2 protein-coding genes (1 of these 2 running past the window's edge) are annotated in these 19,439 nt (G+C 43.8%); both read right to left on the bottom strand.

What is annotated here, in order from left to right; genetic code table 11:
• Positions 1-5,866, bottom strand: the beginning of a protein-coding gene (locus VB694_RS06320) for an SDR family NAD(P)-dependent oxidoreductase (RefSeq protein WP_323359464.1). Its footprint begins 25,148 nt before the window's first position; 5,866 of the gene's 31,014 nt are visible here — the first part of the coding sequence; its start codon is at positions 5,864-5,866; its stop codon lies off the left edge, out of view.
• Between the two features lie 66 nt (positions 5,867-5,932).
• Complete coding sequence (locus VB694_RS06325; RefSeq protein WP_323359465.1) at positions 5,933-19,357, bottom strand: SDR family NAD(P)-dependent oxidoreductase; 13,425 nt, start codon at positions 19,355-19,357, stop codon at positions 5,933-5,935.
• Positions 19,358-19,439 lie beyond the last annotated feature (82 nt).

Below are 19,439 nucleotides of genomic sequence, written 5' to 3' on the forward strand. Positions count from 1 at the left end.
CGTTTAAAATTAACAGTCCGTGCCGTTTTAGCAGGAATTTAACGTGTTGTATTGTCTGGCGAATTGATTGGGTTGCATGAAGTACATTCGCTGCTAAGACGATATCACAGGCACTAGGCAAAACATCACTTAGCAGTTGAGGCTCTTGTTCAATGTCTAAACGTTGAAATCTCACAAAGGGGTAATCATTACCATAGCGACTGCGGCCGTAGTGGACAAAATGCTCGGAGATATCGGTGTAATAATATTCTATATATTGTCCATAGGGTGCCAGACCTTGGAAAATATCACTACTCATGCCACCAATTCCAGCCCCGACTTCTAAAAGGACAATTTTTTCTGGCATGACCGCACCTGAAAGTTTTTGGCACTCAGCGACCCGTGCTTTTACGTAAGCTACTACAGCATCTCTAGCTTTAGTATTCAGCGCCTCGGCGGTATTGCCTTGATAAACACCTTCGACCAATTCCATTGATGCTTCTGGAAACATAATATCCGTTGCTGCCACAGATCCGTGGATAATATCTGGGTAAGCTTGCAGACAGGTTCGCAATAATTTTTCGTGGGATGTCAGTTCGGGATATGGTTTTAACCAGTTGTGATTTTCGTTGTTGTCTGTTGGTAAAGTGTTTTTAACTGCAATGTGCAAACCATTGATGGCAATAAAGCCAGCTTTCTCTAGCAAGTTCAGCCATTCTCGATACAGCTGATGATAACTTTCTGGAATAGCTAATTTACTAGCCAGTGCTTGTTGCTGATATTGCTCACCGGGCTGACAAAACACACCCATTGTCTGGAATGCACGCAGAAGTAGGTAACAACCAAGACGATCTAATTGTTGCATAGCCTGTTGATAATGCTGTCTGTCTTGCAGGGAGATTGATGGAAATTGGGTGGCAGCAATTACGGTATCCATCATCGCAGGGGAAGCACTTTTTTGGCTTGCAGACATGATGATTGTGTCATCCAAGCCCAAACGGCTCAAGGTACTTGGTTGGGCTTTGAAATAAGCGACCTGTGTAGCGTCAGATGCCAGACATCGCTCAACGACCTGCATTCCTTCTTGGGGATTAATTGATAGTACACCCTGTTTGGCCATTCTTTGACGGTAGTCAGCGGTGGCGACAATGCCCACCTCGCCCCAATAACCCCAGTTGATAATTTTGACCGGGTAGTTTTGGTGCTGATTTTGGTACTGCGCCCAGGCATCTTCAAAGGTACAGGCAGCGGCGTAATTACTTTGCCCGGCATGACTCATAAAGGACTGCCCAGCAGAGAAAAATAATAGGAAGTCTAAAGGCTCATCAGCTAGGACTTGCTGGAGTACCACATTGCCCTGTATTTTGGGAGCAAGCACTTTGTGTAGGGTTTTTTCATCCATATCTGCGATCGCTCGATCTTCCAAAACTAAGGCAGAATGGATTACACCGTCAATATGGCCAAAATTTGCTTTACTTTGTTCTAGCACTCGCTGCATAGATTCAATATCGCAAATATCTGCTTGCTGGTACAATATTTCAGCACTTTGTATTTTTAATAGTTTTAGTGCCTCCTCTGATAAAGCCTCGACGCTGCGCCGTCCCACCCATATTAATTTTGCTTGTACAGTTTCTAGCAAGTATTGGCTGAGGACAAAACCCAAACCGCCAGCGCCACCGATAATCAGGTATACGCCGTTGGTCTTGAATGAACTGCCCTGAATGCTGCTTAGATGAGCCTGGGTGAGAACATTGTCATAAAAACGCCCTTCCCGCCAGCAGAGGACGCGGCCATTCTGTGGTGGCTTCAGGGCTGTCAGTGCCTGGGCAAAGTTTTGGCTTTGCTCGGATGTCCACAATGTCTGCCGATTAATATCTACGCAGCTTACCTGCCAGAGGTCATATTCTTTGGTTAACGACTGCACAAAACCAACCACATCTGCGCCATAGGGGGCAATTTGCTCACAAGGTTTGCACACCTGTGTTTGCTGAGTCACGATTTTTAGAGTCAGTTCACTAGCATAGCAATGATAGTCTAATAGTGTTTGAATTAAGTGGAAAAGTGCCATTAAACCCAGCGATTGGTTATGTTCAAGGCGTTTGAGGTTTAACTCTAAGCCTACAGCTTGATCGGGTTCGGGCATGATAAAATAGACTGTTAAAGCTTGACCTTGCTCAAGTAAAGCCGCCAATCCCAGATGGGGAGATGCTAGGGCGAGTTTAAAGGCATTGCGATCACACACATTTAATTCAGACTCAGGAGTGTTGCCAACCTCAAAACTAACAACCTGGCTTGCAGCTTGCTCATGGCACTTTTGTATCTCATCTTTCACACCAGACATTGTTGGTGGATAAAAAATTACAACTGTGCTAGATGCTACTCCTGGCTTAGTGTTATCACTGGAACTGGAGAGGGATATCTTTTGATCTAGGCGTTTCCATTGTGGCAAATAGAACTGTCCACCTAGCGTCCTTTGCTCTTGTTCAGGCGGCTGATGGTTCTCGCTGGCTGTTTCGGGTTTGGTAACAACAGGCTCGGTGGAGTTAATTATTGGTTTGTGAATCCAGTAAGCATCTTTAGCAAGGGGATAGGTAGGCAGGGATACACGATGATAGAATTGTCCTGTGTAAATTCGCTGCCAGTCTAAATCAAAACCTTTGAGATACAGCCCGGAAAGTGTCATGAGGTGATCTTTATAAGCAGTTTGATCAATTCCACTTTCGAGATTTCCTGTATGATTAAGGTCTGCCACTGTCAAATCAAAAACTTTCTTGCAAAAAGCCTGTTCTTGCAGACTCATTTTTTCCGCATTGCTCACAAGACCATCTAATGGTTGCGTCAGGGCAGCGTGCAAAGCCGCTAGTGAATCAACCACAAAAGCACAGCGTTTTTTGAAATGGGCGCGGCCTGTATTTAAGGTATAAGCTATTGCTCCTAAAGTTACCTGCTTGTCGTTACGTGTCAGATACTCACTCAAATCACTGATTTTATGTTTTAGTGCTTCCTCAGTTTTAGCCGATAAACAGATTAAATAAAATGGTTTATTGCTGTCGCTCATCATCTGCATCGGTGAAGACTGAATCACGACGTGGGCATTAGTTCCACTGTGTCCGAAAGAGTTTATAGCCGCCATTAACGGCTCACCAGGTTCTGCTTCCCAGTCCTGTAATTGCTCAACAATATATAAACCTGTGTCGTTAAAATCAATCAAAGGGTTAAGTTGATGAAAATGCACCAGTCCTGGCAACTGGCGGTGTTGCATACATAACAGAATCTTCACTACACCTATTGCACCCGCCGCCGCCGCTGCGTGTCCTATATTCGATTTAACCGCACCGACTCCACAATGAAAACCTGACTCTGGGTTGATTGCAGAAAATACTTTCTTCAACGCATTCGCTTCCACCGGGTCGCCCAATTTAGTGCCAGTGCCGTGGGCTTCGATATAGCTAATTTTACTGGCATCAATGTTATATTTTTGATAAATTTGCTTGATTAATTTTTCTTGTGCTAACCCGTTAGGTGCAGTAATGCCATTACTTCTGCCGTCTTGATTAATACCACTGCCTTTGATGACACCATAAATTAAATCACCATCATCCAGGGCAGCCTGTAATTTTTTTAATACTAGCACGCTGACACCTTCACCCAGAACCGTACCATTGGCAGTTGCATCAAAGGCGCGACATTTTCCAGAGGATGATAACATCTCAATGGATGACAGACAAACCAATAACTCGCTATTGAGATTAGTGAAAACCCCTCCAGCCAGGGCGATATCGTTCTCACCATGACGCAGACTTTCACAGGCTAGATGAATAGCCACTAAAGACGAGGAACAGCCGGAATTAATGACCACAGCCGGTCCTTGCAAATTGAGAAAATAGGAGATTCTGGAAGCAATCAGGGCTTCGGATGCACCGGTGAAACCCTGTTGGCTATAACCGTTGGGTTCGCAACCAACATAGATACCGCATTGCAATTGTGAAAGCTTTTCGTTGACAATCCCAGCATCTTCCAACGCTCGATAGGCTTCCTGCATAAATACCCGCTGAGAAGGATTCATCTCCGCAGCTTCTTTAGGAGAGATTTCAAAAAACAACGGGTCAAAAAAGGACTGTTCCTCTAAAATGCCGCCCCATTTGCAATAACATTTTCCTGCTTCTGGCTGGGGACTATACATTTGAGAATCAAGACGGCTTTCGGGCAGAATACCCACACTATCTATACCTGCTTGCAAATTTTGCCAAAATTGCTGGGTGTTGTTTGCACCGGGAAACTGACCCGATATGCCAATAATTGCTATGTCACGAAGATTCTGATTGTCTTTTCTGTCAGATAATGCTGGTAAGGAGTGATCAGAATTATTGTTTTTTACTTTTTCTGTTACTTTTATTTCAGTGTTATTTTTGTGAATCTGAGCCGGTTGTTTTTCTGGAATTTCTTGTAATAGGGAGAGTTCATTGCTATATCGATCAACAATAAATTCAGTCAGACGTTCTACGGTGGTATAATTAAATAATTCTGAGGGGTTTAAATTAATTCCCAGAGTCTCATTAATTTTATCGACAAAAGCCAGCATCAGAATTGAATCCACACCATAATCTGAAAACGTGGTATGGGTGTTAAGCCGACTTTGTTCAATCTTGATGCACAGGCTCAATTGCGTCATCAGACTGGCTTCGACTGAGGCGGCGATTTCTAATGATGAGAGCGTTGCTTTTACCTCTTCCCTGACAGGATTGATGGGGGTGGCTACCTTGTGTGTCATCAGGGGCGCGTCTTTGATGTTACCGTCGCTTTTGGCGATGATAATTTGCTGCCCCAGCATCTGGGCTTTTTCATCCAATAGCATCACTTGGTGAAAATGCTCTTTTTCCAGCATTAACTGCCAATTTTTGGCTGATAGAGCAGGTGAACCTGGTAGACGAATGTTTTCGTCATCATACAACCACCAGCCATCTAACAAACCGAAGGTCATGGTCAGGAAAGATGAAACTTCCGTTAACTCATTTAATACCAGGAGTCCATTGCACTTGAGTAATGTTTTCGCATTTTGTAGGGTGATGCTAATGTTGCGTGTGGCGTGCAAGACATTAGCAGCCACTACAATATCAATACTAGCTGGCTCAAATCCTTGTTTAGCTACAGCTTGTTCGATATTTAACAGTTGCGTCTCTATAAATGAATATTCCTTACAGAAGGTTTCTTCAGCATGAATCAAGAAGCTTTTTGATATATCTGTATAAATATAGTGTAACTTATCTGCATAAATATTAAGTGCTTTAAACAAAAATGTACTAGTGCCACCAGTACCTGCACCTATTTCCAGAATGTGTATTTTTTGCCCATGAGTGAGGCTGGGTAGCGCCTGTTCTACGGTAGCTTTCACAAAGTCAGCTACCCGGAGATTAAAATATTCAGCGGAGGGATGTTCCTTATAAATTGCTTCCACCCTGGCCATTGAAGAATGTGCAAATAGAACTTCGGTAGCTTGTTTACGACCAGTCAAAATCTTCGGTAGTTCCTTGAGGCAAGGTATCAGGACATCCAATTGCGGCTTTAACCGGGGATAGGATGCACACAATCTGTCTGCTTCCCCATCTATATCGATGGAGTCAATTTGTTGCTCAAGGAGATCATATTCTTCTTTTAACAGAATTGCTCGTCCGTGATCTTCTATTTTTTCGGCTCGAATGAGAATTTGAATAATCTCACCCCATAAACGACGATACTTATCCAGAACACCGGACTGCTTTCTCAGTGCTTCGATATCAGACAAATTCCTCATAGACTCCAAAACACCAAGGGTTTTGAGGGCTTGAAAAATCCCATGAATGATTAATACGTCTGTCAATTTACGAGGGTGAGTTGATGATGCTTTCACTAGATAACTCTCTTTTCTCTGAGGTTTGGCAAAAAATAAATTGAGGATAAATTGAGGGAACAGGGATTAAAACTTGTCAGCCTCTGCCAATAAGCGGTTCAGCATGGAGGAACGATCTGGCAATGAAGCAATTAGAGGATTTTCGATGGACGCAACCCCTAAATTTTTGAGGATTTCATCGGCTGCCTTTGTCACCACTACTTGTGCCGATTTGTGCGCCAATATTCGCTCCAAAGATTCCATTCCTTCCTCAGCATTGAGGCTGTAAATCCCTTTCTTTTTAAGATAGGCTTCGTACTGTTCATGTGTTCCCTCGAAATCGTGTTGTTGTTTATGTGACCAATAACCCCAGTTAATGGTTTTGACAGGATAGTTCACCTGCCTGTTCATTTCATGGACAAGGGCATCTTGAAATATACATCCTCCTATGTAACTACTCATATTCGCTGACATAAATTTTAAACGTTGAGCAAAACTTTGCATGGAGGAGAAGAAAACTAGAAAATCCAGTGGTTCGTTTTTCAACACAGAGTAAAGAGCTAACGCAGATTTGACTTTGCCGTCAAATGAACCTGCCCGAAATTGTTCTTCACTAAGACTGCGGATGGGGATACCTTGAGCAACCATGACTAGATTAAAGACACCATGAATGGTTTTGTGTTCTTGTTTAATCTGATCAAAAACGGCTTTGGTTTCTGGCTCAGACCAATTTTTCAAAGTAATATATTGGGGGCGAGGACCAAATGTACCGATCGCTGCTATTTTTTTGTCTATGGACTCATCCTGCTCTCGTCTTCCTAGCCAGATAACTTCTGCTTGATAGGTTTCTACCAGGTATCTAGTTAGGATACCACCTACGTGACCTGCGCCGCCAGCCAGTACATAGATGCCTTTGTTGCGGAAGGGACTTTTTGACCGGTGGGGTAAATCTAAGGATTCCAGTTTTCTCACGTAAGCATTCCCATTTCGTTCCACAATTACATTTAAACTTTGATCATCACCGTTGCCATTTACCAACAATGGGGGAAAAAGAAAATCCTCGCTACTCCTAGAAGACGGTGATATATTGATATTGTGGCGATCGCAGAGATTAACCTGCCAATGGATATGTTCTTGAGCTAAAGAAGTTGCCAAGCCTACAATTACGGATGTATAGGGGTCAATTTGCTCTTCTGGGTGTAAGGCATAGGCACGATTTGTTAATAATGTCCATTGTAAGGCTTTCTCCGCATATCCCAACTGTGCTAATTTTCTCACCAAAGTCAGTAACCCCATGACATACCAAGGCTCAGGAACAGTTTTCCCAAAACTATGTGGGGATATTGAGGTAGCGAGGAAACAAATATGCAACAGCGGTGAGGTAAGTTGCTTTAATTGATTTTCCAGGTGGTCGAACTGATAATTATCCGTTTCTGGAAGACAAATACAGAGAACCTGCTGTGACCGAGCTTGATAGATTTTTAACAGCTTTTCCGCTTCTGACCTGTTTTCTTGATCATAGACTAGCAGCGTAGTACCCTGGGTGTGTTGTTCCTGAGCAGGGATATTGCTATCAGCTAAACGTTGCCAGACCGGAACGTAAATCAACTTTTCCAGGTTAACTGTTTTCAAGGTTTTGAGCTTAATCCCACTATAACGAGCCGCCACTTGCCCCCAGCGATCTAATATTTGTACATCGAGTTCCTGCTGCGCTCCTTGCACAACATAAGCATAAGCTGGTTGTTCTACGTCATGCCATCGTTCCACTTTTTGGATGAAAAAGGGAATGCCAACTTCTTGTTGAGAGGCATCAAACCAACGACAAGCGAGTAAGGCGGCCACAAAGGTTGCCGGATGGAAAAGATATTCAGTACCCTGTTGCGGTATATCAATGGCGATTAATGCCTTTTTTCCATCAGCCCAGACTGCGGTTGCCCCTTGATAAAGGCTTCCCAACACAACTTGGTTGGTAGCAAATGAGCGGTATGGTGCTTCGGGAAATACTTGTTTGGGGATGCTGTTTTTTAAGTGCTTGATATCTACAGCAGGAAGTGCTGCCTGAGATTGCACCCAATAACCATTACCACGACAATACACTGTGTTTTCATCTGCTTCATCACCAATAAAGCGGTATTTAAATGTATCTTGTTTTACTTCCACCACAATTTGAACGGAGTATTGATCAAGGACATAAAGTGGAGTGAGCCAGAATAAATCTTGTAAAACCGCAGATTGATGAGGCATGATCTGGTTTAAACAGTCCAGCAACATTTCTAGGAAACCCACGGACGGAAAAACAGGTTTTCCATTGATAGTATGTTGCGCCAACAGCGGTTCTGTGGATTTTAACTCTTTTTGGAAAATATAGTCTGTTTGGGGTCTAGCTATTTTTACGGACGCGGCTGAATCAAACCAGTAACGGTCTAGGGAAAAAGGATAGGTGGGCAGGGGAACTCGCTGGGGTTTAACCGTTCTCGGTAATTGACTCCAGTCCAGAGTCATACCTGATACCCACCAGGCAGCAAGTTTTTCCAGTTCCCGGTTGTTGAGGGCGGCTAACAGATCGACAGAAGAAACTGTAGAGGGGTTTACTTCTCCTCCCTTAACCTCACCCAAATAAAAATTTTCATCATTCGTTTTGTCTGCGATCAAATCCAACAATTTTTGCAGCAAGGCATCTTTGGCATTAACGATAAAAGCTACCCGTGTTTCCATCGCTTCGCGCCCCACCTGGAGAGTATAGGCTATATCTGATAGAGTATAAGATGGACTATCCAGCATAAAACGATACAGATTTTCAGCAACTTGCTTGAGGCGATCGCTATTTTTGGCCGAGAGGAGAATTAAAACGGTTTCTTCTTCCTTGCTGGCATTTTCTTGTTGATATTCTTCCACTACTATATGTGCATTAGTGCCGCTAAAGCCAAAACTGCTAATAGCGGCTCGCCTTAACTCTCCTGGCTCAACTGGCCAATTTTTGAGTTCCCTATTCACATAAAAGGGGCTATTCTCAAAATCAATATGTTCGTTGCTCTTTTCAAAATTCAACGATGGCACTAATTGGCGGTGTTGCAAACATAATAAAACTTTGATAAAACCGACAATCCCCGCTGCTGTAGCGGCATGACCGATGTTACTTTTAACTGAGCCTATAGCGCAATAACGTTTTTTATCGGTATAGCTTTGAAAGGCTTTAGTAAGGGCATCAATTTCGATGGGATCACCTAATTTTGTCCCCGTACCATGTGCTTCAACATAAGTGATTGTAGCTGGATTGATGTTGGCTTTTTGGTATACACTCTGTTCCAACTCACTTTGGGAAGCAGCACTGGGGGCGGTGATACCATAGGTGCGTCCGTCTTGATTGCAACCAGAACCCAGAATTACCCCATAGATATGGTCGCCATCTTGACGAGCCGCTTCTAGGGGTTTGAGGACTACAGCCCCTACTCCTTCCCCAGGCACAAACCCATCTGCGTTCTGATCAAATGTTTTACACTTGCCATCGGGTGCAAGCATCTTGGCATTACTGGCTACAACATGGAAATTAGGGGTTGTACCAATATAGACACCACCAGCGATGACCATATCGCTTTCACCCTGGAGAATACTTTGACAACCCAGATGGATGGACACCAGGGATGATGAGCAAGCTGTGTCAACTGTAATACTAGGACCTTTGAGGTTTAAGAAATAGGAAATCCGTCCAGCGATGAGTGAACCGGCGTTACCCCAAAAGGATTGGGGTTCAGATGGTACTCCGGCTTCGCGCATCTTCACGCGATAATCTCCAGGGTCTGCACCAACAAAAACACCACATTTAGTGTTGGAGATGGAGGCATTATTGGCGTAACCGGCATCTTCTAGGGCTTTCCAAGCTTCTTGTAAAAAAAGTCTCTGTTGTGGATCAGTGAGTTCTGCTTCTCTACCGGAAAGTTTAAAAAAGAGTGCGTCAAATTTATCAATATCGGTTAAAAATCCTCCCCATTTGCAATGGGTTTTATCGAGATGTTGGGGATTAGGATCGTAGTAGGCGTTGATGTCCCATCGCTCGGCGGGGACTTCGGTAATGCTATCTTTACCATGGGCTAGGTTATGCCAAAATTCCTCAGTGTTAACAGATCCAGGAAATTTACCGGACATACCAATTACTGCGATCGCTCCAACTGACTGCTTTTTTTGAGTATGATCCTGATTAACACCGGAAATTGTCTGCTTTTTCTCAGTATGATTCTCAAAACCTGGCTGTTTTTCTTCATTATCAAAGGTAACAACAACTTTGCCAATGTTTTCCCGTTGTTGTAAACATTGATAGGCTTCGCGAATCTGAGCAAAGGAGAAACTATGACTCAATGTTGGTCTGATCTTTCCTTCTGCAAGCACTTGCTCCATCAGTGCCAAATGTTCCCTCAACAGTTTTGGCTGCTTGGTATATAATCTGCTCATATCAATGGATTGAAAAATCTGATTATCAACCAAGTTGGATAAGTCAAGTTGTCGGGAATTCCTCAGACCAGTCATCGCAATTTCGAGATAACGTCCACCGGGAGCAAGAAGATTTAAACCCTTTTGGATTGCATCATCTGACAAGGTATTAAAAATCACGTCAACACCTTGTCCATTGGTCATCTCTAAAATTCTGGCGGCGAAATCCTCTGTCCGATAATTAATCAGGTTATTAACGCCTTTCTTGTTTAAATATGCCAATTTTGCGGCTGAACCAGCTGTAGCATAAATCTCTGCACCTTTCAATGCCGCTAATTGAACCGCAATTAATCCCAGTCCCCCCGCTGCGGTTTGGATGAGAACCTTATCACCTGGTTTGACGTTGGCCAAGTTAAAGGCGTGGTTCATGGTTAAAAAGACCACGGGGAAAGAACAAGCCTCTGCGTGGGTTACATTGGCAGGTTTCTTAACTACATTCTCCTCCCTGACTAAAACCAGTTTGGAGTGTCCTCCCATAGCTGGACCCATGACGGCAATTACTTCGTCTCCAGGTTGAAACCGCTGTACCTTCGACCCAGTACGCAACACCACCCCAGAGACTTCCGATCCCGGCGTAAATGGATAAGGCGGCATATTGGGATATAATCCACGCAGAGATAGAAGATCGGCAAAGTTGAGAGAGCAAGCCCTGACCCCAATTTCCACTTCTCCCTCACCAGGAGCAATGGGTTGGATGGCACGAATTTCTAAATCTTCAGGAAAACCGGGTTTAGTAACAAAAACCGCCTGATAGGGAGAGGGTAATTGCTCTTGTTCTTGCTCTTGTACGTCCCTTATACCATTTCTTTGTGAGGCTGCGCCGAATTTTGTAAACTTGTCTTTTTGTTCTCTGTGCCTCTGTGGTTCGTTCTTTTCTGAATTTGGCGCATCTTTATACAGAATTGGTATTATCTCTGCGGGTGTGTTATTGACTGAGAAGGAATCAACAGTCTCCCAAGGCTCATGGAAAACAGATGTTGAAGTTTCCACTGTTTCTGATGTTTCCGATGCTAACAGCGTCTGAATTTGCTCGCTATATTCATCAAAAATGGCATTGGCAAAACCTTCTATATTGGCGTGGTCAAAGAGTACAGTAGTTCTTAGCTGAAGTTTGAGAGTTTTATTAATTCGGTTGATGAGGTCTACCCCGGTAATTGAATCTACGCCGTATTCAGAGAGTGGTTTTTTGATGTTGATATCTTCCTGACTGACATCTAATGCTAGAACCAGGTTCTCAGCAATGCTCTCCTGAATATAGGTTTTCACATCTGGTTTTTTTCTGACTATTTCAGGTTTAGTCTGCCGCATTGATGGGGGTTGTGACTTGACTGAATTAGGTTTTGTGACAGTTTTTGTGACGGTTGGAGTCTCTACGGTTTTTCTATGGCGCTTGATTATACCGTTACTTTCAGCAATAATCACATCTTGCCCAAAATCCAAACGCGTCTGAGAAGATTCGTTTAAGCTGAAACTAGAGCCAAACCCCTCTTCGTGTAAAACATTTCTCCACATAGCTAAACTTAAGTTGGGTCCACCTGGCAACCTTTCCTTTTCATCATCGTATAGCCACCAGCCTTTCAGTAAACCGAATGTATAGGTTAAAAAGTCTAGATTCTTCACCCCCTCATTAATAATCAGCCAGCCATTAGTCTTAAGCAGGGCTTTGGCATGACGAAGGGTATTATTGATTGCGCGTGTTGCGTGAAATACATTGGTGGCAATAACGATGTCAAAATCAAATAGTTCATAACCTTGAGCTTCCACATCCCTTTCCACATCTAGGATTTTGAAATCCACAAAAGGATGATCTGCCCCGAAAGTTTTCCTGCCATAGTTGATGAGTCCAGGGGAAATATCGGTATAAACATAAGCAAGATGTTCACCGTATGCTCCCACGGCATCAAAAATCATCGTACTTGTAGAACCTGTTCCTGCCCCCACTTCCAGAATCTTGATTTTTCCGTTTTTGCCTAACTTTGAAATCTGGTGACGAACGTAGGATAAGACGTTACGTGCCACAGCTTGGTTGTAATGGTCTACTTGGGAGTTACCTTTGTAAATACCTTCAACCCGTGCCATGGAGGAATTGGGAAACATAATGTCTGTGCCGGCGATTTCTCCACGCATTACATCCAAACATTCACGCATACAAAACCATACCAGATTAATATGAGTTTGCATTGTCGGGTAAAAGGAAAGTAATCGATTTTTTTCCTCTTCCACATTTTTAATTGTTTCCTGCACCGCAGCACTTTCTACTGCGATGGTAGAGACAATTTGTTCTCCTTGAATCCGAATCCAGCCGGCACGGGCGAGAATGTTTAATAATTCATCGAATAAACGCGAATAGTCAGGCGTGATGGATAACCTTGTTCTCAGCTGTTGTTTGTCGTATCGTTCATGAGCGTTATGGAACATCCCTGCTTGATGAAAACAGAGTAGGGTGAGATGTAATCCCCATCGCTCAATTTCCACAAAACAGTTTTTGGTATTTGCTGATTCGTTAAATCCCCCCAATGTTTGGTCTATGACGGTTTGTAGGGTAGAAGGATTTTCTTGGGGAGAGATGACTAAATCGTAGCTGAAGTCAACGTTAATCCCTGCCAGAAATTTCTCATTTGCGTTGATAGACATGACCTGGGGCAATGGATGGGATAGCAGCCGGGAAATCGACTCCATACCCTGTGGAGGTTGAATTGAGTAGAGTCCGGCAGCAGCCAGCTTTCTGTTAAATTCCTGGGAGGCGACAATGCCGACAGTTCCCCAATAACCCCAGTTGATGACCTTGACAGGATAATCTACTTTCTGGGCGAGGCTGTGAGCATAGGCATCTTTAAAGGTACAACCTGCTGCGTAATTCGCCTGACCTGCGTTGCCCGACAAGGAGATTGCTGATGAGAAAAACAACATAAAATCAAGAGATTCATCTGCAAAGATTTTATGTAAGATCACGCTACCCCGGACTTTGATATCCACAGCCATCCGTAAAGTGGACTCATCCATGTTTTCCAGGGTCTTATCCTTGAGGATAATAGCCGAATGAAAAACTCCATGAATTTTTCCATATCGGTGGCGAGCTTGTGCCAGGGCTTGTTTCATGCTATCCAAATCGGTGGCATCGGCTGTTAAGTACAGGACTTCGCCACCTTTGGATTCTATGGTGCGGATTGTTTCTTGCTTTTGTGCATCTAATTCACTCCTGCCCACAAGAATGATTTTGGCTTGGACGGTTTCTGAGAGATAACGACAAAGTTCTAAGCCAATACCACCAGCCCCGCCGAGAATGAAATAGACTCCTTGGGTGCGAAAAGGTATTTTGGCAGTGGCTGGTAGGTTAATAGAAAGCAATTTGCGTATATAACGTCTTCCTCTCCTAATGGCTACGGCTTCACCTTGAGGATGAGGTGGTTCGGTGAGGATAGGAGCTACCCACGCCTGTCTGTTTGCTGCTGTTGCCTCACCTGTAAAATCGTCAAGGTCGATGTCTAAGCAACTTACTTCTAGTTGGGGGTATTCTCTAGCTAGGGAAAAGGTAAAACCTTGTAAGCTGGCATTACGAGGGTCGATTATTTCTGTCGGTTTTATTTCATATACTCGGTTGGTGAGTATTTTCCAGCGCAGACGACCAGTAAAGTTGGATAAAGTAATGCTTTTGAAGAGTCGAAAGAGTGACATTATGCCCTGTTGCTGGCTTTGTTCCAGAATTTCCAGGTTTTCATCATCTGCCCATTTGGTTTGATTGCCACTTAAAAAGTAAATGGTGAGTGGAGAAGAACCGACCTTTTCCTTTAAAGCTAGGATGCAGTTATGCCAAGCTAGGGAATCATCGGCTTTCACCTGCCAAAGATTTTCCCCTTGTTTTGCAGATGTTGATCCCAATTGCCATCTTAAACATTCATGACTGCTGTGGGCATGGGCGAGAGTATCTGCCAAAGGTAAACAAGACAAGGGATACACCAATAAAAAGATTTCTGCGGTTGTGGTGGGCAGAGGTGGGTAATTTTTGGCTTCTAGCATCCAACTAGGGGCATAGAAAAATTCAGCTAAGGGATCTTTAAGTGTTCTCAGGACTACATCACTCAGCTGCAAACAAATCTGACCCTGTTCATCTGCAACCACGACGTTATACCGCGATTTGCCCATAATTTTGACGTGTGCATAACCACGGGTTGGTAAAGGACGAATCTGTTCCACTTTTTCTACCGCATAAGGTAGCATTGGTTGTCCACTGTTTTTTTGCCGAGGGTCAAATAGTCCGGCGATCGCCTGGAGAGCGCTATCCACTAAAGTAGGATGTAGTTGATATTGTTGAAAGTCCCGGTCACAACAATTGGGTAACTGAAATAAACCCAGGGCTTCTTCATCGTTTCCCCAGATTTGTTCTAGTCCCTGAAAATGAACTCCATAATCAACACCTTTTTCCCGGCAAGTGTTGTAATGGTTAAGTTTGTCTATCTTCCGGGAGCAACGTGTTTTAATCTCTTCTATGGATAATGGTGGTTCTTGGGCAGCCTCTTTTTCCTTAGCTAAAATAAACTCACCCTGGGCGTAAATTGTATCTTGGCAACGAATTTGAAAACCGAAGTCTTGATCTTTTTGGGTAATGACGATCTTGATTTTTTTGCCTTCTTCAGTGACTATTATGGGTTGTAGCCAGAGAACTCTAGCGAGATTGTATTGTTCATTATCTCGCACTGAAGCAAAAGCTGCGATCGCAATTTCCAAGACTCCTACACCTGGGAGAACGGGCTGATTTTTAACTTGATGATCGCTGACAATCCAATCTGTATAGGATAAAGTTTTGTCAAACACGACTCCAGTGCCTACACTCTCTTGAACATCAAATCCATCCAATAAAGGGTGGGAGTAAATAACCTGGGATTTTGTCTCTTCAGACATCTCCACATTAGGTATCCAATAGCGTTTCTGAGCAAAGGGATAAGTCGGTAGGGAAGACCGTTTTGGTTTGGGTTCGCTGTACAGTAACTGCCAATCAATGTTTACACCTTTAGTCCACAGCGCCGCTAATTTACCTAACTCTTGATTAGCCAACAATTGCCGGACAAAAATTTCTCCGCTTTCTCCTTGCAGGAGTGTCTCCATTTCTGTATCTGTGGTTTGCACCGTACCCCGGTAACAATGTTCGTTCTCTGCTACACCTTGGCAATAATGCCATAATTTTTGACAAAGTTCTTCCCGACTGGAGGCAATCACGGCTAAACGTTCCTCCATGGCCTCACGCCCTACTTGTAAAGTATAGGCAATACTTGGCATCGACGGATGAACATCCACAGATGAAGCGGGAACAGAAATAAACTCAAATAGCTTCCTCGCATATTCCTGGAGAAGATTTTCATTTTTCGCAGACAAGAGGAATAATAACGGCTGCCCTGCTATATCTGCATTGGATTTGTCGTTATTTCTACCTTCTACATATTCTTCCAAAATTAGGTGTGCGTTTGCCCCACCTGCTCCAAAGGAACTGATACCTGCTCTGAGAGGATAAATCCTTTCTACATCCCCTTCCTGAATCACTGGCCTTGCCCATGTTTCCAGTTTTCTCTGTAGACTAAAGGGAGATTGTTCAAACCGGATGTTGGGATTTACGGTTTCCGAGTGAATTGAAGGTGGCAGTTGTTGATGTTTTAGTTGTAAAACCACCTTGGTTACAGCTGCTATACCAGCAGCGGCTTCCAAATGGCCGATATTAGCCTTTGCAGAACCGATCCGGCAAAATTGCTTTTCATCTGTTGTTTGCTGGTAAGCTTGCATTAAACCGGAAATTTCAATGGGGTCTCCTAATTCCGTACCGGTGCCGTGTGCCTCTAGATAACTAATGGTTCTAGCCTTGACATTGGCTCGTTCCAGAACCTCTTGAATCAGTAGACCTTGGGCTTTGGGATTAGGTACAGTATAACCGTTGGTTTTGCCGCCGTGATTCAGAGAACTCCCTTTAATGATTGCATAGATATGGTCTTCATCCTTGATTGCTTGATCTAGTGGTTTCAGTAAAATTGCCCCTATACCTTCCCCTGGCACGTAACCATCGCCACCCTCGCCGAAACTGCGACAACGCCCGTCACTGGAAGCAAATCCATTTTGACCCAATTGCAGATATTTATTCGGGTGCAGAGCTAGATTAACCCCGCCCGCTAAAGCTAAATTGCAGTCCCCATGTCTGATTGATTCACAGGCTAAATGGATAGCAGTCAGAGAGGAAGAACACATGGTATCTACAGCCAAGCTCGGACCGTTAAAGTTAAAGAAGTAGGATACCCGGTTAGCGATGGAGGAAAGAGAGTATCCCAGGAACATCGGCCTACCCTTGGCTGTTTCTTCAACTCCCAGTAACTGATATTCCAGGTAAAGCGCCCCAACAAAAACGCCGACTTTTTCTGTATGCAGTTTATCTCTGGTATAGCCGCTATCTTCAATGGTTTCCCAGGCTGTCTGTAAAAACAGGCGTTCCTGTGGGTCCATAATTTGGGCTTCTTTGGGAGCTATGTTAAAAAATAAGGGGTCAAACTGATCAACGTTATTGATGAAACCTCCCCATTTGCAATAGCTTTTTCCTCTTTTATTCTTCTGGGGATCATAATATTGACGATAATCCCAACGTTCTTGGGGAATTTCGGTGACACAGTTTTTTCCTGTCTTCAGGTTTTCCCAAAAGGTTTCCAGATTGTCTGCTTGTGGATAACGACCGCTAATGCCGATGATGGCTATTTCCTGGCATTGTGGTTTGCCAAGCTGTTGATTAACATTAACCGCAGATATGGGTTTTGAATCGACATCAAGCTTTTTTGTGCTAGGACTGGAACTGACATCTGATTTTTTAGCTGGTATTTTTGCCCACTTTTTTAGCAATGCGGTTTGATGATGTTTAATAAAATATTCAGCCAGTTCGGATAAGTTTTGGCACTCAAAAAATAAGGTGCTTGGCAATTCGCCAAAATGGGATTCTAATTCCCGATTTAAGCTGAGGATCATCACCGAGTCAATGCCATACTTTTCAAAAGGTGCTGAGGCTTGAATTTTGGCGGCAGGTATTTTCAGGGCTGTTGACAGAATATTTTGCAGATATGTCTCGATTTCTGTCCGCGAATGCTCTAAACCTTTGTCAGTAATATGCTCAGAGGGCGGGTTGTTTTTCTCCCCAGTGTCTTCGGGTGCGGCTGGAATCCAGTACCGTTCTCTAGCAAAAGGATAGGTCGGTAGAGAGATGATTTTGGGAGTGGCATCTGGATATAGTATCGACCAATCTATCTCTACTCCTTTGACCCATAGTTTAGCCAATTCGTCAAGTGAAATTTCTTCTCGTGACCAGGACAGTCTGCCGACTCCTGCCTGTATACTGCCATGATAAACTTGAGAGCGGCTGCGTCCGGCGATATAGTCCATCAACTTTTCTCTTAATTCTTCACTATCGAAGACAATTAAGGACAGACGTTCCTCCATAGCCAGTCTTCCAACCTGGAGGGTGTAAGCTAAACGCGATAGGTCGATATTGTGGGAATTTTCGAGATAACGACAAAAATTGGCCGCCATTTCTTGGAGTCGGTCTTTGTTTTTGGCGGATAAGACGATGAGTACGGGTTCTCCCTTGCGAGGGGAAAAAGAACTGGGATTTAACTCCTCTTGATATTCTTCCACAACGATATGACAATTTGAGCCACTCAGCCCAAAGGAATTGATCGCGGCTCTTCTGGGATCAGGGGAATTCGGCTGCCAGTCACTTAACTTTTTGTTGATATAGAAGGGGCTTTCGTCAAAATCATGATGGGTATTCTCCTGTTCCACATAAAGGGTAGGCGGAATCATTTTGTGACGTAACGACAGCAGCACTTTGATCAAGCTCACGACCCCAGCGGCCGCAGTGGTATGTCCGATATTACTTTTGACTGAAGCAATGGCACAATACTGCTTCTTTGTAGTATGGGTACGGAATGCCTGTGTTAGCGCCTCTACTTCGATAGGATCACCTAATTTAGTACCTGTTCCATGGGCTTCAACGTAGGAAATACTTTCAGGGTGAATATTAAACTGTTGATATACTGCTAATTGCAATTCTGACTGAGACTTGCCACTGGGAGCGGTAATGCCGTTGGTCTTGCCATCCTGATTAGTACCAGTTCCTTTAATAACCCCATAGATAATGTCTCCATCGGCTATAGCCCGGTCTAAACGTTTTAGAGCTACGACACCGACGGCTTCACCCACAACAAGTCCATCAGCAGAGTTATCAAAAGCTCTGCACTTACCTGTAGGCGAAACCATCCCGGCTTTACTCATTTCTACATAAAGTTGTTCTGATAGGTAAAGTGTGACACCACCGGCTAACATGATATCTGTTTCTCCTTCCCGGAGACTTTTACAAGCTAAATGAATAGCCATCAAAGAGGAAGAACAGGCAGTGTCTATGGTCATCACCGGTCCTTTCAGGTTTAAAAAGTAGGCCACACGAGAGGCCAGAATCGAGTTGGCGTTGCCTAGCATGACTTGGCCATGATTCTTGATGAGACCATGTTTATATAAAAGTGCTTTATAATCGTTATAAATAACCCCTGCGAATACACCACATTTGACACTATCCAGTCGCTGCCCAACATATCCAGCATCTTCCAGGGTATGCCAACAGCTTTCCAGAAACAGACGTTGTTGCGGGTCCATGACTTCCGCTTCTACGGGGGAAATATTAAAAAACAGGGGATCGAATTTATCCACATCCCGCAGAAATCCACCCCATTTACTATAGCTGCAATTGGGTTTCTGGGGATCGGCATCATAATATTTGTCCACGTCCCAGCGACTTGACGGCACTTCTGTGATCGAATCTATACCTTGTTGCAGATTCTCCCAAAACTCGGATAGATTATCTGCGCCTGGAAAACGCCCGGACATTCCAATCACGGCAATATCGGTTGTGCTTGTGGCTGGAGGAGTCTGTGTTACTACTGGGGTAGGGACTTTAATTGCTTCCTGTTTCAGTGTCTCGCTTTTCAGTGTTTGTCCATAGTTAGTAACCAAAAACTGGCTGAGATCCCTAATGCTGGAATAATCATAGATGACTTGGATTTTCAGTTTCAGGTCAAACTCACGGTTAATTGCA

The organism is Anabaena sp. UHCC 0451, from assembly GCF_034931405.1.
Classification (GTDB): Bacteria; Cyanobacteriota; Cyanobacteriia; order Cyanobacteriales; family Nostocaceae; genus RDYJ01.